This is a genomic window from Stenotrophomonas sp. WZN-1, from assembly GCF_002192255.1.
In the GTDB taxonomy this organism is placed as follows: Bacteria; Pseudomonadota; Gammaproteobacteria; order Xanthomonadales; family Xanthomonadaceae; genus Stenotrophomonas.
Genome location: NZ_CP021768.1, coordinates 773424 through 792392, shown reverse-complemented (window position 1 = coordinate 792392; position 18969 = coordinate 773424). Strand labels below are relative to the sequence as shown.

Here is an 18969-nt window from a genome sequence, read left to right as displayed (position 1 = left end):
TCGACCAGGTCGGCAAATCCGTGCAGGGCCCGGAGGGTGAAGTCCACATACTGGACAACATCACCCTGACCGTCCATGAAGGGACCAGCGCGGCCATCGTCGGCGCCTCCGGTTCCGGCAAGACCACCCTGCTCGGCCTGCTGGCCGGCCTGGACCTGCCCAGCCGCGGCCGCATCGCGCTGTCCGGCCAGGATCTGGGCGATCTCGATGAAGAGGCGCGTGCCCAGCTGCGCGCGCGCGAAGTCGGCTTCGTGTTCCAGAGCTTCCACCTGCTGCCGGCGCTGACCGCCGCCGAGAACGTCGCCTTGCCGCTGGAGCTGGCCGGGCGCGAAGACCGGGCGCGGGTCGATGAAGTGCTGGCGCAGGTCGGCCTGGCCCACCGCGCCCGCCACTACCCGCGCCAGCTGTCCGGTGGCGAGCAGCAGCGCGTGGCGTTGGCACGTGCCTTCGTCACCCGCCCGCGCATCCTCTTCGCCGACGAACCGACCGGCTCGCTGGACCACGCCACCGGCCAGCACATCAGCGACCTGCTGTTCGAGCTCAATGCCGGCAGCGGCACCACCCTGGTGCTGGTCACCCACGACCTGCGCCTGGCCCAGCGCTGCCAGTACATCCACCGCATCGACGACGGTCGCCTGCTGCCGGTCGAGCGCGGGGCACAGGCATGAACCTGCTGCGGCACGCGTGGCGCGCGCTGCGCCGCGAGGCCCTGGCCGGCGACCTGTTGACCGTGTTCGCCGCGCTGGTGCTGGGCGTGGCGGTGATGACCGCGGTGGGCACGCTGGTGAACCGGGTCAACCTGGCGCTGACCGGCAGCGCAGCTGAAATGCTCGGCGGCGACCTCGGCATCGCCGGCCGCGACGACCCGCCGCAGGCATTCGCCGAAGAAGCACAGCGGCGTGGACTGGCCTACACCCGTATCGCCAGCTTCGGCAGCGTGCTGTTCAACGGCGATGCCAGCCAGATGGCCAGCATCAAGGCCGTGCAGGCGGGCTATCCGCTGCGCGGCACGCTGCGTATACGGGCCACGCCCGGCGGTGCACTGATCCCCGATGCCGGCATGCCGCCCAAGGGCCAGGCCTATGCCGACCCACGCCTGCTGCAGGGGCTGGGGCTGAAGGCCGGCGATGACCTCGAATTCGGCGCCGGCACACTGCGCATCGCCGGCATCATCGAGGCCGAGCCGGACAGCGGCGGCGACCTGCTGACGCTCTCGCCGACCCTGCTGGTCAATCGCGCCGATGTGGAAGGCACGGGGCTGCTCGGCCCCGGCAGCCGCATCAACTACCGGCTGATGTTCGCCGGCGCGGCGGAGCCGATCGCGGCGCTGCGCCAGTGGCTGCTGCCGCAGGTGAAAGGCCTGCGCCTGCTGAGCGTGGACGACACCCAGCGTGGCGTGCGCCAGGCCTTCGACCTGGCCGGGCGCTTCCTCGGCCTGAGCGCACTGCTGGCGGTGCTGCTGGCGGGGGTGGCCACGGCGCTGGCGGCCAACCGCTTCGCACTGCGCCGCATCGACCAGGTGGCGATCCTGCGCTGCCTCGGCGCGCGCCAGCGCGACATCCTGCTGGGCCTGGCGCTGCAGCTGCTGATGCTGGCGGTACCTGCCTGTGCACTCGGTATCGGCCTGGGCATGGCGGCGCAGGAAGGCCTGGTACAGGTGCTGGGCAGCCTGGTGCCGCAGCGGCTGCCACTGCCCGAGGCGATGCCGGCCCTGACCGGCGCTGGCATCGGCCTGTTGCTGCTGTTCGGCTTCGGCCTGCCGCCGCTGCTGCGCCTGCGCGGGGTGCCGCCGATGCGCGTGCTCAACCGTTCCTTCGCCGCACTGCCGCCGGCCTCGTTGCTGGCCTATGTGGCGGCGTTGGCCGCCAGCCTGCTGCTGGCGGTGCAGGTCACCGGCGACCTGAAACTGGCGCTGTGGGTGCTCGGCGGCCTGGCCGCGCTGGCGGTGGCAGCCGGTGGGGCCGGCTTCGTGCTGCTGCAGCTGCTGCGCGGCCTGCAGCACCGCCTGCATGGCAACTGGCGGCTGGGCCTGGCTGCGCTGACCCGCCGCCGGATGCTGGCGGTAATGCAGCTGGTCGGGCTGTCGCTGTCGCTGTGCGCGCTGTTGCTGCTGGCGGTGACCGGCCCCGGCCTGCTGCAGCAGTGGCGCGAGCGCCTGCCCGCGGATACGCCCAACTACTTCCTGATCAACATCCAGCCCGAGCAACGCGACAGCGTGTTGGCCACGCTGCGTGGACTGGGCGCCAGCGATGCCAGCATCGAACCGATGGCCACCGGCCGCCTGATCGCGATCAACGGCAAGCCGCCGCTGCGCGTGGACCGCACGTCCGCGCAGGACGGACAAGCGGCACAGGGCGAAAGCCAGCGCGACGACGATGACGAGAACCGGCCGTTGAACTTCAGCTGGCGCAGCACCTTCCCGCCGGCCAACACGCTGGTCAACGGCACCTTCTGGAAGGCCGGCAGCACGGAGGCAGAGGCGTCGGTGGAAATCGGCTGGGCCAAGCGCTACGGCGTGTACCCGGGCGACCGCATCAGCATTGCAGTGGGCGAGCAGGAGCGCGAATTCACCGTGACCAGCGTGCGCAAGGCCGACTGGAACACCTTCAGGCCGAACTTCTTCGTCCTGCTGAACCCGAATGCGGTGGGTGACACCCCGCACAACCTGCTGTCGGCGTTCCATCTGCCGGCCGGCAAGGCGGCGGGACTGGGCGAGCTGGTACGCGCGCAGCCGAACCTGTCGCTGCTGGACGTGGACGCGGTGATCTCGCAGGTGCGCGATGTGATGGAACGGGTGGCGCAGGCGGTGCAGCTGGTGATGGTATTCAGCCTGCTGGCGGGCGTGCTGGTGCTGCTGGCCGCGCTGCAGGCCACCGCCGGCGAACGCCGCTACGACAGCGCGGTGCTGCGCACGCTGGGCGCGACCCGGCGCCAGCTGCGCAGCGCGGTGCTGGTCGAGTTCGGCGCGCTGGGCACGCTGGCGGCGTTGCTGGCGGTGGGCGCCGCCGCAGCCATCGGCGTGGCGGTCTCGCAGAAAGTGTTCGAGCTGCCGTTGCTGCCGCCGTGGCCGGGCCTGCTGATCGGCGGCGTGGCCGGCATCGGGTTGAGCCTGCTGGCGGGCTGGTGGGGTACGCGGGCGATCCTGCATACGCCGCCGGCATTGGCGCTGCGCGAGGCCTGACGCGGTCGTGACACGCATCGGGGGGCGCCAGCGCTATGCTGCGCGCCCCACCCCCACGAGATCGCCCGGATGCCCGGCACGTCGTTCGCTGCTTACCTGTACCCGGTGTTGCTGCTGCTCGGCAGCAACATCTTCATGACCTTCGCCTGGTACGGCCACCTGAAGTACAAGAGCGCGCCGTTGATGATGGTGATCATGGTCAGCTGGGGCATCGCCTTCTTCGAATACTGCCTGCAGGTGCCCGGCAACCGGCTGGGCAGCGCGGTGTACTCGGCGCCGCAGCTGAAGGGCATGCAGGAGGTGATCACGCTGCTGGTGTTCGCGGTGTTCTCCGCGTTCTACCTGGGCCAGCCGCTGAAGTGGAACCACTACGCCGCGTTCGGGTTGATCGTGGTGGCGGCGTTCCTGATGTTCAAGGAATAGCAATGAGACACGGCTTCTGCCTGCGCGCGCTTCTCGTCGGCGTGCCGCTGCTGTTGGCGATGCTGCCCGCATGTGCCCGCACTGCGGTGGGCCATGTCCCGGACCCGGTGCAGGCCTTCGTGCTGGAAACGGTACTGGCCGATGAGATGCGCGCCTTCCATGAGGGCCGCCAGACCTATCTGGTTCCTACCGATGCAGCGCACGCGCGTGGCAATGCCGAGGTGCTGGCCGACCTGCGCACGGAGTTCGACCGGTTCTACCGGGGCCAACCAACGCCGAGAAAGGAAGTCGCGCACATGGCGATCCTGGTCGGGCAGACCGCGCTGCTGCTGCCCGACCCGCAGGCGTGCAGCACGGACCGCGCGCGCTGCAGCGACGCCATCATGCGCGTCCGCACGCGCGATGACGAGTCGAGCCTGCAGGCCACCCTGCGTACGTTCCGGGACGCCGGGCTGGACCTGACCACGCTGGGTGGACCGGCGTCCTGAGTGCAGCGCATCCGCGCATGGCGCGTGACCACAGGCAAAGATCGGTAGATCCACGCCATGCATGGATGCGGTGCCGGGCAAACCCGGCACCCGCCGGCGCCGTGGCGATCAGCCTTCCTTCGGCGCCTTCTCAACGTACTTGGCGAACACGTCGTCGATCTGCTTGTCCTTGACCTTCTTGCCGGACTGGATCTCTTCAGCCTGGGTGAACAGCGGGATGATCATCGCCATGCCGTCGAGCTTGGTCTTCAGGTGCACGCCCGGGGCCTGGCCGAGGAAGCCGTCCCAGCGCTGGCGCACCTTGGCCCAGTAACCAGCGGTGGCCTTCCAGTAGTCGCGTGCCGGGGTGAAGTCGATCTCGGTGGTCTTCACGTAGTCGTTGAAGCCGAACTCACGGGCGATCTCCACCTGGCTGCCGTCGGCGTTGCGCTGCACCTTGGTGTTGAACTGTTCGTGGGTCCAGCCATTGGGCGTGAGCGTGTGGCGGTTGACCACGGCCAGCGCGTTGTAGTCGCTGCGCTTGGTGTATTCACGACGCGGCAACGGGCGCCAGCTGAGGTCGCTGGTCCAGGTTGGCACGTTGTTGGTGTAGGTCCAGGTGCCGGTGCCGCAGTAGCGCGGTGCATCGCTCACTTCGTACACGCACTGGGTCCAGGCGCCCTTGTTCACGGTTGCCGGAATGCTGCGTACCTGCCAGGTCTGGTCGGCACTGAACTCGAAGCGGCTCGGCGCTTCGTAGACCCAGTCCTGGCGCCAGTGCTTGGTGATGTGGCCGCTCTTCTCGTCCAGCAGCAGGTGCTGCAGCACGATGCGCTTCGGCGTGTCTTCCACCACGATGACCAGCTCGTTGCCGCCGCTGCGCATCGCCGGCGCGCGCTCGTAGCCGGGCTTGAGCAGCACGGTCTCATCGAAGGCGAAATCGACGGTGTACTCGCCCTGCATGGCAAGGATGCTGTCGTGGTCGCGGGCGATGTCGGAGGGCTGCGCGCTGGCCACGCCGCTGGCGGCGAGCAGCAGCATGACGCTGGCTGTCTGGAACTTCATCGGGGTCTTCCTTCGGGGTTGCAGATGTAGTGAGAGGCCGTCCGTGGCCGACAGGCGTTCCATCAGGAAAGGATCACAGCCGGATCAGCGGCAGGTCGCCGCGAATGCGTGGTGCCGGACGACGTGCGGCGTCGGCACAGCAGCAGTCGTCGATGGCCAGCTCGCCCTCGGCGCCTTCCAGCCGTGCGATGCGATGCGCAGTGGCTGCGCCCAGCGAGGACAACGTCGACAGGCTTGCAGCGAGGGTGCGGCCATCGTCGGCGGCATGCAGGCGCAACGTGCACAGGCGCCAGCGCTGGCCGCCGAGGTGCCCGGCCAGGCGCCGCCACAGGCGTTCGCCGACACTGCCGTCGCTGTCATGTTCCGGGCCCGGCGGCAACGCCGCGACCAGCCGGTCCCAGGCCAGGAAATCGCTGTCGGGCAGCAGGTACAGGCGCCACACACAACGGCCGCGGACATCGAGGAAGCACAGGCTTTCGCGCACGCCCTCGCTGTCCACGCCCTGGCAGGCATGCACGCGTACCGCCTGGCGCCAGCCGCCGAGCTCGTTGCCGTCAGCGCGGTACAGGCACAACACGGTGCCGAGCGTGGCCAGCTGTGCCGGCGTCGGCCAGGCCGCGCTGCCCTGCGCGGCAATGGCGTCGTTCCTGCGTGCGGACAAGGCTCGGCTCATGAGGTCACCAGGAAACGGCAAGGCTTGCGGAGAGGGTGCGGCCCGGGCTGGTATAGCGGTCCAGCACGCGGCTGGCCGGCGACAGCGTCGAACCCACGTTGGACCAGTCGATGTAGCGCTTGTCGCCCAGGTTGAACACGCCGACGTTGAAGGTCGCGCCCGGGGCGAAGTTCCAGTGCGCCATCAGGTCGGCCACGCCGTAGCCGGCCGGGCGGTACACCGTGGCCGCGGTGACGCGGTCCTTGCGCTTGACGAAGGTACCGGCCAGTTCGACGCCCCAGGTGTCGGTGTCGTACATCAGGCCGACGGTGCCACGCAGCGGGTCGACCGAATCCAGCGGGGTGTCTTCGGTCTTGTTGTCACCGCGCGACCAGGCCGCCGAACTGCGCAGCGCCCAGCCCTGCAGCGCCGGGCTGATCTGGCCGAAATCGACGCCGGCCTTCATCTCTGCACCGTAGATGCGCGCATCGGCGATGTTGCGCGACTGGAACACCATCAGGCCCTGTGCGTTGGTACCGACCAGCGACTGCGACTCGATGAAGTCCTTGTACTCGTTGTAGTAGCCGCTGAGGCTGACGTAGGCCGCCGGCGACAGGAAGCGCAGGCCCAGCTCCATGCCGTCACTGGTTTCCGGTTTCAGGTCCGGATTGGGAATGGCGGTGTAACCGAAGGCGAAGTTGGTGAAGCCCAGGTTGACGTCGTTGTACGGCGGCGAGCGGAAACCATGCGAATAACCCGCGAACAGCGACCATTCGTCGGTGAAGCGATAGACCATGCCCAGCTTGGGCGAGACGCTGGTCTTGGTCAGCTTGGCCACCGCAACGCCGGGATTGTCTTCGGCGAAGATGCTGTCCACCTCCGGCTTCAGTTCGTAGCGGTCCACGCGCACGCCCGGCACCAGCGACAGCTTGCCGTTGGCCATGCGCATTTCATCCTGTGCGTACAGGCCCAGCTCGGTGGTCTTGCTGATCGGGAAATCGCGGACCGGGAAGGCGTCGGGCAGGATGGTGGTGCTGGTCTGGCCGTTGGCCAGCACCTGGTAGCCATCGCGCTTCTGGCGGATCTCGGTGCGCGCACCTTCAAAGCCATAGGTCAACGCGTGCTCGACGCTGCCGGTGCTGAACGCCTTGTTGAACTGCGCCTGCAGGCCGTACACGCGCTGGTCGAAGTTGAACTCGCGGTGGCGGCGGCTGCGGTTGGCGCGGTCCTCATCGGTGATCTGGGTGGTTTCACTGTGTTGGGTATACAGCTGCCAATGCAGGCTGTCGGCGAAGCCCTTGTCCAGCGCATCCATTTCATGGGCGAACGACACGCGGGTGCGGTTCTGCGTGTCGCGCGCCTTCATGCCGGTGGTGGTGGTGCGGTCGATCGAGGACAGCACGTTGGTATCGGTGTTGTCTTCGTTGCCTTCCACGGTCAGCCGGAAGCGCTGGTCCTCGCTGGGTGCATAGACCAGCTTGGCCAGGCCACTGCGGCCATCGCGGTCCTGCGGGTTGGGCGCGGTGCGGGTGTTGTCGAGGCTGCGCACGTCGCCCTTGTTGCCGGTTTCCTGGCCCTGGCGATGGTTGATGTTGACCATGCCGCTCCAGTGTTCGCCGCCGAACGCACTGGTGACGCCGCCGAGCAGGCCCTTCCACTCGCCGTCATAGCCGAACTTCAGGCCGACGTAGCTGTCCTTGCCATCCTTCAGGTAATCGGCCGGATCCTTGGTGACGAAGGCGACCACGCCACCGAGCGCATCGGACCCGTACAGCGAGCTCGCCGGGCCGCGCACGATCTCTACGCGCTTGAGCGTGTCCAGGTCGGTGAAGTTGCGGTTGGCGTTGGAGAACGAACCGATGTTGAAGCTGGTCGGCATGGCGATGCCATCGGTCTGCACACGCACGCGGTTGCCGTCCAGGCCACGGATGCGGATGCTGCCGAGGCCGAAGCGCGCGGCGCTGCGGCTGACCGACAGGCCCGGCTCGTAGCGCAGCAGATCCTTGATGTCCTGCACCAGGTACCGGTCCATCTGCTCGCGGTCGATGACGTCCACGGTGGCCGCCACATCGCTGACCGCCCGATCGGTACGGGTGGCGGTGACCTGCACGCGGTCGAATTCACGCGCGTCGGGCGCAGCGGTGGCCGCGGCAGCAGCGTGGGCGGATAGCGGCAGGGCCATCCAGACGGCAAGGCAAAGGGCGGTTTGGCGGGTCATCGGGTTCGTTCGGTCAGGCAGGGGAACCCCCGGTTACCGGCACACCCGGAGGGTGCACGCGGTAGACCGAGGGGGAGAGAGCGGGAGCGGACGGGTCGCCCACCCTGTCGGCGCGGCCGGCAGGAGGGAGGGGGGCGGCGGGCGGCCAGGCCGCGATTACTTGGTCAGGATCAGCTTGTCGTTGCTGGTGTGCCGCAGGCGGTAGAAGCGGTCGCCGTGCTGGATCAGGATTTCACGACGGCCCTTGAGCAGGGCTTCGCTGTCGATGACCTCTTCCGGCGCAACGACACGGACCGGACGATCGCGGAGGGTCAGCGTTTCGGGGCGCAGCAGTACAGGTTGAGCATTCATGAGCATCTGGACTCGTGCGAGGGACGAGTTAAATGATAATGATTCTCAGTTGACAATCAACAACCATTCTCAATTTCATTGATGAGATTAATGATCAAATTCGAAAAACCGATAGATCCCATCAATCAAATGACGTGACGTCTTTGAAGAGTCGAGCCCTGCTCGACTGCTTTTCTACTTCTCGAGTCGAGCAGGGCTCGACCCTGCAGAGGGTTGTCAGGCGAAGACGGCTTCGACCTGCGCCCAGCCAGCAGCGTCGACCCGCTCCAGCACGTCCAGCGCCTGCAGGTTCTGCAGCAGCTGGCTGACCCGGCTGGCACCGAGGATCACGCTGGAGACGTTCGGGTTGCGCAGGCACCAGGCGATGGCCAGCGTGGCCGGGGCGTGCCCCAGGGCGCGCGCCACCTCGCTGAAACGGCGCACCTGGGCCAGGCGGGCCCCGGCGTCGTCACCCAGCACCAGCGCCTGCAGCCATTCCATGCCCTCGCGGCCCAGCCGCGCGTCGGCCGGAATGCCCTGGTCGTACTTGCCGCTCAGCAGGCCCGAGGCCAGCGGCGAGAAGATGGTGGTGCCCAGCCCGGCACCGGCATACAGCGGCGCGTACTCGACCTCGACCCGTTCGCGGTGCAGCAGGTTGTACTGCGGCTGCTCCATCGACGGGCCCTGCAGGTTGCGCGCCGCGGCGATGTCCAGCGCCTGCTGGATCTGCAGCGCCGACCACTCCGAGGTCCCCCAGTAGAGGATCTTGCCCTGCCGCACCAGGGTATCCATGGCATGCACGGTCTCGGCGACCGGCGCGTCCGGATCCGGGCGATGGCAGTAATAAAGGTCCAGGTAGTCCACCCGCAGGCGCTTGAGCGCAGCGTGGCAGGCGTCGGTTACATGCTTGCGCGACAGGCCGCGCTGGGTCGGCCGCGGGTCCTTGGCGCTGCCGAAGAACACCTTGCTGGACACGCAGATGCCATCGCGCGGCAGGCGCAGGTCGGCGATCACATCACCCATCACCTGTTCGGCGCGGCCGTTGGCATAGCCCTCGGCGTTGTCGAAGAAGTTGACGCCATGGTCCCAGGCGGCAGCCACCAGGTTGCGGGCCTCGTCGCGCGGGATCTGGTCACCGAAGGTCACCCAGGCGCCGAAGGACAGGGCGGAAATCGGCAGGCCGGTGGAGCCCAGGCGACGGTATTGCATGCGAATCTCCTGCTGCGGGCCCGCATCCGGGCCGGGATCAAACCCCCATTCTACCTGCCGCCGCCGGCCGCAAGCCCTTGCCGTTGCTGGCCTGATCGGTACCGATGGGTGCGCGCACGCTGCTTTTTCTTGCCCCGGCCCCTGCCCTGCACTAGGCTTCCCGTTTTTCGCGACGCCCCAGGGGAGTCACTCACATGGTCGAAGGTTTGGGCAGGATCGGCTTCGGCCTGTTCGGGTTGGCGGTGCTGATCGGCATCACCTGGTTGTTCTCCAACAACAAGCGTGCGGTTGACTGGAAGCTGGTTGCCACCGGTATCACCCTGCAGATCGCGTTCGCCGCGCTGGTGATCCTGGTGCCGGGCGGGCGCGACGTATTCGATGCGCTGGGCAAGGGCTTCGTCAAGGTTCTCAGCTTCGTCAACGAAGGCTCGGGCTTCATCTTCGGCTCGTTGATGGACACCAAGAACTACGGCTTCATCTTCGCCTTCCAGGTGCTGCCGACCATCATCTTCTTCTCGGCGCTGATGGGAGTGATGTACCACCTCAACGTCATGCAGGCGATCGTGCGCGTGATGGCGTGGTCGATCACCAAGGTGATGCGCGTGTCCGGTGCGGAAACCACCAGCGTCTGCGCCAGCGTCTTCATCGGCCAGACCGAGGCGCCGCTGACCGTGCGCCCGTACATCGCCAGGATGACCCAGTCCGAGCTGCTGACCATGATGATCGGCGGCATGGCCCACATCGCCGGTGGCGTGCTGGCCGCCTACGTGGGCATGCTCGGCGGTGGCGACCCGGCGCAGCAGGCGTTCTACGCCAAGCACCTGCTGGCGGCGAGCATCATGGCCGCACCGGCCACCCTGGTCGTGGCCAAGCTGCTGATCCCGGAAACCGGCACCCCGCTGACCCGCGGCACGGTGAAGATGGAAGTCGAAAAGACCTCCAGCAACATCATCGACGCCGCCGCCGCCGGTGCCGGTGACGGCCTGAAGCTGGCGCTGAACATCGGCGCGATGCTGCTGGCCTTCATCGCCCTGATCGCGCTGCTGAACGCACCGCTGACCTGGATCGGCGATGTGACCGGCCTGGCCGCTGCCATCGGCAAGCCGACCAACCTGTCGACCATCTTCGGTTATGTGCTGGCCCCGATCGCCTGGGTGATCGGCACCCCGTGGGCTGATGCCACCACCGTCGGTTCGCTGATCGGCCAGAAGGTCGTGATCAACGAGTTCGTGGCCTACACCGAGCTGTCGCAGATCGTGAACGGCCAGGTGGCCGGCGTGAGCCTGTCCGAGGAAGGCCGCCTGATCGCCACCTACGCGCTGTGCGGCTTTGCCAACTTCAGCTCGATCGCGATCCAGATCGGCGGTATCGGCGGCCTGGCTCCGGAACGTCGCCACGATCTGGCCAAGTTCGGCCTGCGCGCGGTGCTGGGCGGTACCATTGCCACCTTCATGACGGCGACCATCGCCGGCGTGCTGACGCACTTCAGTTGAACCCTTGGTTGAGAAAAGATTCCCTATGAGCAGCAGTGTCGTTGTCGTCGGTTCCTTCAATGTCGATCACGTGTGGCGGTGCGAGTCGCTGCCGGCACCGGGTGCGACCATTGCCGGCCGCTACAGCACCGGCCCCGGTGGCAAGGGCTTCAACCAGGCCGTGGCGGCCTGCCGCGCGGGCGCCGACACGCACTTCGTGTGCGCGTTGGGCGATGACGCCGGTGGCGCCACCGCGCGCGAACTGGCCGCACAGGATGGCTTCGCGCTGATCGCCGAGGCCAGCAGCGAACCGACCGGCACCGCAGGCATCTACGTCGATGCCCGTGGCCGCAACACCATCGTGATCGGCCCGGGCGCCAATGCCGCGCTGAGCACCGACTTCCTGCAACAGCAGCAGGCCCTGCTGACGGCCGCCAAGGTGGTGCTGGTGCAGCTGGAATCGCCGGTACCGACCATCGAAGCGGCGCTGGCCACAGCCCGCGAAGCCGGTGTCACCACGGTGCTCAACACCGCACCGGCCGACGCCCCCTCGACCATTGGTCTGCTCAAGCTGGCCGATGTGATCACCCCGAACGAGACCGAGTTCGCCGCCCTGCTCGGCCGCCATGTCGGCGAGCGCGTGGAAGCCAACGACGTGGCCGCACTGGATGGCGCCAGCCTGCATGCGCTGTGCCGCAAGCTGGTCGGCAACGGTACCGTGGTGGTGACCCTGGGTTCGGTGGGTGTGTTCGTGTCGCATGCCGATGAGAACCTGCGCGGCGATACCCAGCCGTACTACCGCGTGGGTGCCGAACAGGTGCAGGCGATCGACACCACCGGTGCCGGTGATGCCTTCAACGGTGCGCTGGCCGCGTCGCTCGCACAGGTGGCCGATGCCCCGTTCGCCCGCCACGTGCGCTTCGCCAACCAGTTCGCCGGTCGCTCGACCGAGAAGGAAGGCGCCGCTGCGGCAATGCCGCGCTTCACCCCGGCCGACGCTGAAGCCAAGTAGATCCACGCCCTGCGTGGATGGGAAGGCCCGGGTGCGCAGGCATCCGGGCCTTTCTTTTGTCCATTTCCCAGCCCCTGCGGCCGCCTGTCGCATTGCCCACACCCTGCCCCTCGCCCACCATCCGCGCAGCTTCCTTTCACGGGCAGGACATGGACGGATTCCCCTGGTTGCTGGTCGCGGCCGCCGGCAGTGCCGTCGCGGCCCTGCTGCATATCGGCTGCATCGCCTTCGGCGCACCGTGGTACAGGTACTTCGGTGCTGGCCCGCGCATGGTGCGGCTGGCACAGGCCGGGCACTGGTGGCCGCCGCTGATGACCGCCGGCATCACCGCCGTACTGGTGACCTGGACCCTGTATGCACTGGCGGCCGCCGGCTGGCATTCGCCGCTGCCGGGCAGCCGCCTGGTCCTGCCCGGCATTGCTGCCTTGCTGCTGCTGCGCGCGGCGATGGGTTTCGGGCTGGCGTTGTTCCGGCCGGGGTACAACGGCGTGCGCTTCTGGGCGGTCAGCTCGCTGGTCTGCCTGGCCCTGGGGCTGGCCTTCGCCGCCGGGACCCGCCAGGCCTGGCAGGGCCTGGGTTAGCCGCCCACCTTCGCCCGCCCCTGGGGGCGGTGGAAGCAACCGTCAAGCATCTGCTGATGCCGGTACGGCATGAGGTCGGTGCCGATCGGCCTGAACCGGACCGCGCCCGACACGGCCGTAGCACCGCCCGCGCCCTACAATGGGCGCATGCAGATCGGCCCGTACACCATTGCCCCCAACGTCGTGCTGGCGCCCATGGCCGGCGTCACCGACAAGCCCTTCCGCCTGCTGTGCAAACGGCTGGGTGCGGGACTGGCCGCCTCGGAAATGACCATCAGCGACCCGCGCTTCTGGAACACGCGCAAGTCCATCCATCGCATGGACCATGAGGGCGAACCGGCACCGATCAGCGTGCAGATCGCCGGCACCGAGCCGCAGCAGCTGGCCGAGGCCGCGCGCTACAACGTCGACCACGGCGCGCAGATCATCGACATCAACATGGGCTGCCCGGCCAAGAAGGTGTGCAACGCCTGGGCCGGCTCGGCACTGATGCGCGACGAACAGCTGGTGGCGCGCATCCTCGAAGCCGTGGTCAACGCGGTGGACGTACCGGTCACGCTGAAGATCCGCACCGGTTGGGATTGCGACCACCGCAATGGCCCGGTGATCGCCCGCATCGCCGAGGCCAGCGGCATCGCCGCGCTGGCCGTGCATGGGCGCACCCGCGACCAGCATTACACCGGCCAGGCCGAGTACGGCACCATCGGCGAGATCAAGGCTGCGCTTCGCATCCCTGTGATCGCCAACGGTGACATCGATTCGCCGCAGAAGGCCGCGTACGTCCTGAAGGAAACCGGCGTGGATGCAGTGATGATCGGTCGCTCTGCGCAGGGCCGGCCGTGGATCTTCCGCGAGGTGGCGCACTACCTGGCCACCGGCGAGGAGCTGCCGCCGCCGTCGCTGGCGGAAGTGCGCGACATCCTGCTCGGCCACCTGCATGCACTGCATGCGTTCTACGGCGAACCGCAGGGCGTGCGCATCGCGCGCAAGCACCTGGGCTGGTACGCGAAGGACCGGCCGGAGAATGCCGCCTTCCGCGCGGTGGTCAACCGCGCCGAAGATCCGCAGAGCCAGATCGCACTGACCACCGAGTACTTCGACCGCCTGATCGCCGGGGAACCGGTGTTGTCATCTGCTGCCTGAGCGTACTGCCACGCCGTCGGATCGAGCCTGCTCGATTCCTCAAACCGTAGCGTCGAGCTTGCTCGACTGAATATCCAGAGCCGTCGAGCACGCTCGACGCTACAAGAGCCCGCCCCATGACCCCGCCGATTTCCTCCCCGACCTACCTGCACGGATTTTCCGGCACCGAGCAGCAGCGCCTGATGACCCAGGCCCGGCTGCTGGAATCGAGCATCTTCGGCCAGATCGACTACAGCGGCGCGCGGCGCCTGCTGGAAGTCGGCAGCGGCGTCGGCGCACAGACCGAGATCCTGCTGCGCCGCTTCCCGGAACTGCACGTGACCGGCGTGGACCTGAGCGAAACGCAGCTGGCCACCGCGCGCGAGAACCTGGCGCGCACACCGTGGTGCAGCGACCGCTACACCCTGCAGCAGGCCGACGCCAGCGAACTGCCGTTCGAGGCACGCAGCTTCGACTCGGCGTTCCTGTGCTGGGTGCTGGAGCACGTGCCTTCACCAGCACGTGTACTGAGCGAAGTGCGCCGCGTGCTGGCGCCGGGCTCGCCGGTGTACATCACCGAGGTGATGAATGCCTCGTTCCTGCTCGACCCGTATTCGCCGCATATCTGGCGCTACTGGATGGCGTTCAACGATTTCCAGTACGACCACGGGGGAGATCCGTTCGTCGGCGCCAAGCTGGGCAACCTGCTGCTGGCCGGGGGCTTCCGCGACGTGCATACCGAGATCAAGACCATCCACCTGGACAACCGCGAACCGGCCCGTCGCAAGACGATGATCGCGTTCTGGGAACAGCTGCTGCTGTCGGCGGCCGACCAGCTGCTGCAGGCCGGCTCGGTGGACGAGGACACCGTGGAAGGCATGCGTCGCGAATTCCGCCTGGTGCAGAACGACCCGAATGCGGTGTTCTTCTACTCGTTCGTGCAGGGCCGCGCCACGGTGTATTGATTTGGTGGGCCACGCCGTGCGTGGCTGCCACCACCGATGCCCCCGCCATCCACGCATGGCGTGGATCTACGGATGCGACACTGCACCGCCGATGGAGGCAGTAGAGCCACGCCATGCGTGACTGCCTTCCCCAACGTCCCCGCCATCCACGCATGGCGTGGATCTAGGGATGCGACACTGCACTGCCGATGGAGGCAGTAGAGCCACGCCATGCGTGGCTGCCTTCCCCAACGTCCCCGCCATCCACGCATGGCGTGGATCTACGGATGCGCGGCACCGGTCGCGGAGACTGCCGGCTGCTGCCAGATCCGCTGCCACATGGCGGCCAACCGTCGCCCGGCGTCAGCGCGCGCGGCGGGACTGCTGTAATCCACCCGCACCTGCCCGGGCGTGATTGGCCGCCACTGCCCACCGGCCTGCTCGGCCACGACGAAGTTGAAGGTGTAGTCCGGTTCCAGGCCCATGCGCAGGTCACTCAGCAGCAACCGGCCGTCCACCACCTGCGCACGCATGAAGCCACGGTTGAACCACTGCAGTTGCTGCACCGCCGGGATGGCCTGCGCTTCGCGCAATGCCTGCACGTTGGACGCATGGCCTTCAAACCGCATCGGCCCGTCGTCGGCCAGCAGCGAGCGGTCACCCACCACGTAGCCATTGGGCGTCATCGCCACCACCCGCCACAGCAGGGTGTTGAACGGCATCGGTACCGAGAAGCGCGGCGCATCGCCCAGGCCCATCGCGGCCAGGCTCTGCTGTGCGGCACGGTCGACCTGTGCCTTTGCGATCAGACCCCAGCCCAGGTAGCCACTGCTGAACAGCAGGGCCACGCCCAGCACCTTGCCCGCCCAGGGCCGGGCGCGACCGAACCAGGCCAGCACGCAGCCCAGCAGCAGCCACACCGTATACCCCGGGTCGATGATGAAGACACTGGAACCCATGGTTGGATGCGGGCGCAGCGGCCACCACAACTGGGTGCCATACACAGTGAACGCATCCAGCACGGGATGGGTGACCAGCGCCAGCTGGATCGCCCAGAACCAGCGCACCGGCGACTGCGCGACGCGGCCATTGCCGAAGCGCTTGAACAACCACCAGATCAATGCCGCCACCCAGGGCAGCACCAGCAGCGAATGGCTGAAGCTGCGGTGCTCGATCATGTTCGCCACCGGATCGGCTGCGGTGAAACCGAGCCACAGGGCGTCGAGGTCCGGCAAGGTGCCAAGCGCGGCACCGGCCAGCAGGGCCGCACGGCGATGTCCGGGCGGGGCGATGGCAGCGGCGACGGCGCCACCGAGCACGATCTGGGTCAGGGAGTCCATTGGCCGATGCTAGCGGCTTGCAGGCGGTGTATGTAGCAGCCGAGCCATGCTCGGCTGTTCTTCGTTCGGCGCCACGTCAGCCAAGCATGGGCTCGGCCCTGCAGGAGGACGGACGCGCGTTACGCCACCTGCGACAACCGCGCCCCCGGCAGCTCCACCAGGGTCTGGCCGTTGTGGTCGAGCAGGCGCAGTGCACCATCATGGTCTTCGGCCAGTGCGGTCAGGCTCTCCACCCAGTCGCCGTCGTTGGCATAGACCAGGCCATCGCGTTCGATCAACGCAGCGCGATGGATGTGACCACAGACGATGCCATCCAGTCCGCGACGGCGCACGTCGTCCAGTCCAGCCTGCACGAAACGCTCGATGTAGCGTTCGGCGGCCCCGCTGCGCTTCTTCAGGAATTCCGAAAGCGACCAGTAGCGCATGCCCAGCCGCCGCCGCACCACGTTCAGCGCCTGGTTGCCGGTCAGGATGCGGTAGTACAGCCAGTCGCCGAACTTTTCCTGCAGGCCACCGAAATGGGTCACGCCGTCGTACTCGTCCCCATGCGCGACCAGCAGGCGCCGGCCATCGGCGGTCACATGGATGGCGCGACGGCGCACCTGCATCGCTGGGAGCATCAGCCCGCACACGTGGCGCAGCGACGCGTCATGGTTGCCGGGGATGTAGATGATCTCGGTCCCTGCACGGCGCAACGCGTGCAGGGCCTGGATGACTTCGCTGTGCGACTGCCGCCAGTTGGCGCGGCGATGCGCCATCCACCACAGGTCGATGATGTCGCCCACCAGGTACAACCGTTCGCAGCGCAGCTGCGAGAGGAACCGCGCCAGCTCGGTGGCATGGCAATGACGTGAGCCCAGGTGCACGTCGGAGACGAACACTGCGCGCCGGTGCGGCGACAGGTTCGCCAGCGTGCTCATGCCGGCGTCCCCGCGTCACGCAGGTAGCGTTTGCGCTTGTTCGGCCGGATCGCGCACAGGTCCACTTCGATCAGGCCGTCGATCGAATCACTGAAGTCAGGGTCGACGCCGAAGGCGAGGAAACGCGCACCGCCCGGCTCGCACAGATCGGTGTACTGGCGGTACAGCGTCGGCACCCCGGTTCCGAGTGCGGCCAGGTTGGCCTTGAGCACATCGAAGGCGGCACCTGCATCCAGCTCGCCGAAACTCGGCGGCGCGGCGAAGTACTGGAAGGGGCGGTTCGATTCGGCCAGGCCGGCGGTACCGCTGTAGTAGCGCTGGTAGTACGCCACCAGCTGCTCGCGTGCATCGCGTGGCAGCGCCGCGCTGATCGACACTGCGCCGAACAGGTAGCGGATGCCCGGCCGGCACTGCAGGTAGGCACCGATGCCCTGCCACAGGTAATCCAGGCTGCGGCTGCCCCAGTAATCAGGCACCACGAAGCTGCGGCCGAGTTCGAGGCCTTCGGCAATGTGGGTGATCGCATCGTCGGAATAGCGGAACAGCGACGCGCTGTAGAGCCCGGACAGGCCGTGCCGGGCCAGTGCCTGCGCACCGCGCATGATGCGGTAGGCACCGGCGATGCGCTGCGCGGCGGCGTCCCAGATCACGATGTGCTCGTACTGCGGATCGTAATCGTCCAGGTCGCGGCTGCGCCCGGTGCCCTCGCCCACCTGGCGGAAGGTCAGCTCGCGCAGGCGGCCGAGCTCCAGCAGCAGCGGCGAATCGGCAGTACAGGTGGCCAGCAGGATCTGCTTGCCGTCGGCGGTCTGGCCCAGCTGGGTGGCCGCGGCAATCCCCGCGGCGACCTGCGAGGGCGGCACCGGTGCGGCCAGCGGCTCGGGGCCTGCGCAGGCTGCGGCATTGCCGGCCGCGCCAGTGCGGCCCAGCGCATACAGCGCGCGGCGTACCGCCAGCAGCTGTGCGCCCGGGTCACCGCCCTTGCCCAGCTGCATCGGCTCACCGATGCTCAGCCGCAACGGGCGGCCACGACGGGTGAACATCTCGCGCGCCAGCAGCGCGGTGCCGGCCGGCTTGAACAGGGTCGAGGCGCCGTAGAACAGCGCCGAATTGCGTGCCTCCACACGCACCGGCAGCACTGGTGCGCCGGCCCCGCGGGCAAAGCGGACGAACCCGCGCTGCCAGCGACCATCACGGATGCCGCGCAGCGACAGCCGCGAGACCTCGCCGGCCGGGAACACGATCACGCACTGCTCGGCGGCCAGCGCTTCTTCGACGGCATGCAGGCTGCCGCGCTGGGCCTTGCCACCGAGGATGCGCACCGGCAGCAGCAGGTCCTGCAGTGGCGCGATCGCCCCCAACAGGTCGTTGGCCACGATCCGCACGTCGCGCCGGATACGGCCGACCGCGTCCAGCAGGGCCAGCGCGTCCCGCGCCCCGGAGGGATGGTTGGCAACGATCAACAGGCGGCCGGTGGCCGGGATCCTGGCCAGCGCGGCCGGGTCGACCTGGTACTGGCCGTCGATGAACTCCAGGCCGGCGGCGACGAAGCCGAAACCACGCAGCCCCGAGCTGCGCTGCAGGAAGGCTTCGATCTGGTCCAGCCGCGACCAGCGACCGACGCTGCGCAGCAATGGCCGCGCCAGTTGGCCGCGGCGGCCATGGAACCAATCGGGGAAGCGTTGCTGGAGACGCTGTTCAAGTTCCTGCATGGCGGATCCACTCATGCCCGGCGGCCGGATTGGCCGACAGCCTGCGCCCGGCAAGCGGCAGCCAGATGGCGGTTCCGGGGCAGAACGATGACGGCCGGACGCTCCCTGGCGGGCGTTGTGGCCCGCGCAGTCGGGGCCGGTAGCAGCCCGCTGCGTTGTCACGCTGGTGGAACACTGGGCCTCGAGGCTGGGCCCCAATCCCGGCCGGACGGCCCCTGCCGGGCCTACGCGGGCTTAACCACCGGCAACCGGTACAGGTTCACAATGCACAGGCGGCGCACCCCGTGTATCATGCGCGCCCATCTTTCCATCCGAATCAAG

The 18969-nt window shown here is 68.0% G+C and carries 17 protein-coding genes; 9 read left to right on the top strand and 8 right to left on the bottom strand.

All coding sequences use genetic code 11. From position 1 onward, the window contains the following. The first annotated feature begins 20 nt into the window (after window positions 1-20). From CCR98_RS03575 to CCR98_RS03560, 4 genes are all read left to right on the top strand, one after another. Complete coding sequence (locus CCR98_RS03575) at window positions 21-668, top strand: ATP-binding cassette domain-containing protein (RefSeq protein WP_014036021.1); 648 nt, start codon at window positions 21-23, stop codon at window positions 666-668. After that, the gene (locus CCR98_RS03570) at window positions 665-3181 is read left to right on the top strand and encodes an FtsX-like permease family protein (RefSeq protein ID WP_087921564.1); all 2517 of its coding nucleotides are present in this window, start codon (window positions 665-667) and stop codon (window positions 3179-3181) included. Before CCR98_RS03575 ends, CCR98_RS03570 begins: the two co-directional genes overlap by 4 nt. A gap of 69 nt (window positions 3182-3250) precedes the next feature. Beyond that, a complete protein-coding gene (locus tag CCR98_RS03565; protein WP_042358506.1) occupies window positions 3251-3604 on the top strand; it encodes a DMT family protein in 354 nt (117 codons plus the stop codon). A gap of 2 nt (window positions 3605-3606) precedes the next feature. After that, window positions 3607-4092, top strand: a complete 486-nt coding sequence (locus CCR98_RS03560) for a hypothetical protein (RefSeq protein ID WP_087921563.1) — start codon at window positions 3607-3609, stop codon at window positions 4090-4092. Window positions 4093-4200: 108 nt separating this feature from the next. Here the strand turns inward: CCR98_RS03560 and CCR98_RS03555 are convergent, their stop codons facing one another. The 5 genes from CCR98_RS03555 to CCR98_RS03535 form a co-directional block, all read right to left on the bottom strand. Continuing rightward, entirely contained in the window at window positions 4201-5136 is a 936-nt protein-coding gene (locus tag CCR98_RS03555; RefSeq protein ID WP_087921562.1) for a DUF6607 family protein, read from the bottom strand. A 73-nt stretch (window positions 5137-5209) separates the two neighbouring features. Then, window positions 5210-5809: a Hemin transport protein gene (locus tag CCR98_RS03550; protein ID WP_087921561.1), complete on the bottom strand. Its 600-nt coding sequence runs from the start codon at window positions 5807-5809 to the stop codon at window positions 5210-5212. A 4-nt stretch (window positions 5810-5813) separates the two neighbouring features. Next, on the bottom strand, window positions 5814-7970 hold the full coding sequence (locus CCR98_RS03545) for a TonB-dependent hemoglobin/transferrin/lactoferrin family receptor (protein ID WP_087921560.1): 2157 nt from the start codon (window positions 7968-7970) through the stop codon (window positions 5814-5816). 192 nt (window positions 7971-8162) lie between these two features. Next, entirely contained in the window at window positions 8163-8357 is a 195-nt protein-coding gene (locus CCR98_RS03540) for a hemin uptake protein HemP (protein WP_087924133.1), read from the bottom strand. A 216-nt stretch (window positions 8358-8573) separates the two neighbouring features. Next, window positions 8574-9545: an aldo/keto reductase gene (locus CCR98_RS03535; RefSeq protein ID WP_087921559.1), complete on the bottom strand. Its 972-nt coding sequence runs from the start codon at window positions 9543-9545 to the stop codon at window positions 8574-8576. Between the two features lie 194 nt (window positions 9546-9739). Between CCR98_RS03535 and CCR98_RS03530 the strand changes: the two genes are divergently transcribed. The 5 genes from CCR98_RS03530 to CCR98_RS03510 all read left to right on the top strand — a co-directional run bounded on the left by CCR98_RS03530 (window position 9740) and on the right by CCR98_RS03510 (window position 14697). After that, the gene (locus CCR98_RS03530) at window positions 9740-11038 is read left to right on the top strand and encodes a nucleoside transporter C-terminal domain-containing protein (protein WP_014036013.1); all 1299 of its coding nucleotides are present in this window, start codon (window positions 9740-9742) and stop codon (window positions 11036-11038) included. Window positions 11039-11063: 25 nt separating this feature from the next. After that, window positions 11064-12029, top strand: coding sequence for a ribokinase (locus CCR98_RS03525; protein ID WP_087921558.1), 966 nt, complete (start codon window positions 11064-11066; stop codon window positions 12027-12029). A 149-nt stretch (window positions 12030-12178) separates the two neighbouring features. Then, entirely contained in the window at window positions 12179-12610 is a 432-nt protein-coding gene (locus CCR98_RS03520) for a hypothetical protein (protein WP_087921557.1), read from the top strand. A 147-nt stretch (window positions 12611-12757) separates the two neighbouring features. After that, window positions 12758-13753, top strand: a complete 996-nt coding sequence (dusB, locus tag CCR98_RS03515) for a tRNA dihydrouridine synthase DusB (RefSeq protein WP_087924132.1) — start codon at window positions 12758-12760, stop codon at window positions 13751-13753. Window positions 13754-13869: 116 nt separating this feature from the next. Further along, complete coding sequence (locus CCR98_RS03510; protein ID WP_087921556.1) at window positions 13870-14697, top strand: class I SAM-dependent methyltransferase; 828 nt, start codon at window positions 13870-13872, stop codon at window positions 14695-14697. Window positions 14698-14957: 260 nt separating this feature from the next. Here the strand turns inward: CCR98_RS03510 and CCR98_RS03505 are convergent, their stop codons facing one another. From CCR98_RS03505 to CCR98_RS03495, 3 genes are all read right to left on the bottom strand, one after another. Beyond that, window positions 14958-16016 carry a metal-dependent hydrolase gene (locus CCR98_RS03505; protein ID WP_087921555.1) on the bottom strand — a complete coding sequence of 353 codons (1059 nt, stop codon included), beginning with the start codon at window positions 16014-16016 and terminating at the stop codon, window positions 14958-14960. A 119-nt stretch (window positions 16017-16135) separates the two neighbouring features. Beyond that, window positions 16136-16936, bottom strand: coding sequence for a UDP-2,3-diacylglucosamine diphosphatase (locus tag CCR98_RS03500; protein ID WP_087921554.1), 801 nt, complete (start codon window positions 16934-16936; stop codon window positions 16136-16138). Beyond that, entirely contained in the window at window positions 16933-18648 is a 1716-nt protein-coding gene (locus CCR98_RS03495) for a lysophospholipid acyltransferase family protein (protein ID WP_087921553.1), read from the bottom strand. The genes CCR98_RS03500 and CCR98_RS03495 overlap by 4 nt, the downstream gene beginning before the upstream one ends. Window positions 18649-18969 lie beyond the last annotated feature (321 nt).

Coding starts and splice junctions, on each gene's coding strand:
- CCR98_RS03570 (WP_087921564.1), top strand. CDS start 665: ATGAACCTGCTGCGGCACGCGTGGCGCGCGCTGCGCCGCGAGGCCCTG.
- CCR98_RS03565 (WP_042358506.1), top strand. CDS start 3,251: ATGCCCGGCACGTCGTTCGCTGCTTACCTGTACCCGGTGTTGCTGCTG.
- CCR98_RS03560 (WP_087921563.1), top strand. CDS start 3,607: ATGAGACACGGCTTCTGCCTGCGCGCGCTTCTCGTCGGCGTGCCGCTG.
- CCR98_RS03555 (WP_087921562.1), bottom strand. CDS start 5,136: ATGAAGTTCCAGACAGCCAGCGTCATGCTGCTGCTCGCCGCCAGCGGC.
- CCR98_RS03550 (WP_087921561.1), bottom strand. CDS start 5,809: ATGAGCCGAGCCTTGTCCGCACGCAGGAACGACGCCATTGCCGCGCAG.
- CCR98_RS03545 (WP_087921560.1), bottom strand. CDS start 7,970: ATGGCCCTGCCGCTATCCGCCCACGCTGCTGCCGCGGCCACCGCTGCG.
- CCR98_RS03540 (WP_087924133.1), bottom strand. CDS start 8,357: ATGAATGCTCAACCTGTACTGCTGCGCCCCGAAACGCTGACCCTCCGC.
- CCR98_RS03535 (WP_087921559.1), bottom strand. CDS start 9,545: ATGCAATACCGTCGCCTGGGCTCCACCGGCCTGCCGATTTCCGCCCTG.
- CCR98_RS03530 (WP_014036013.1), top strand. CDS start 9,740: ATGGTCGAAGGTTTGGGCAGGATCGGCTTCGGCCTGTTCGGGTTGGCG.
- CCR98_RS03525 (WP_087921558.1), top strand. CDS start 11,064: ATGAGCAGCAGTGTCGTTGTCGTCGGTTCCTTCAATGTCGATCACGTG.
- CCR98_RS03520 (WP_087921557.1), top strand. CDS start 12,179: ATGGACGGATTCCCCTGGTTGCTGGTCGCGGCCGCCGGCAGTGCCGTC.
- dusB (WP_087924132.1), top strand. CDS start 12,758: ATGCAGATCGGCCCGTACACCATTGCCCCCAACGTCGTGCTGGCGCCC.
- CCR98_RS03510 (WP_087921556.1), top strand. CDS start 13,870: ATGACCCCGCCGATTTCCTCCCCGACCTACCTGCACGGATTTTCCGGC.
- CCR98_RS03505 (WP_087921555.1), bottom strand. CDS start 16,016: ATGGACTCCCTGACCCAGATCGTGCTCGGTGGCGCCGTCGCCGCTGCC.
- CCR98_RS03500 (WP_087921554.1), bottom strand. CDS start 16,936: ATGAGCACGCTGGCGAACCTGTCGCCGCACCGGCGCGCAGTGTTCGTC.
- CCR98_RS03495 (WP_087921553.1), bottom strand. CDS start 18,648: ATGCAGGAACTTGAACAGCGTCTCCAGCAACGCTTCCCCGATTGGTTC.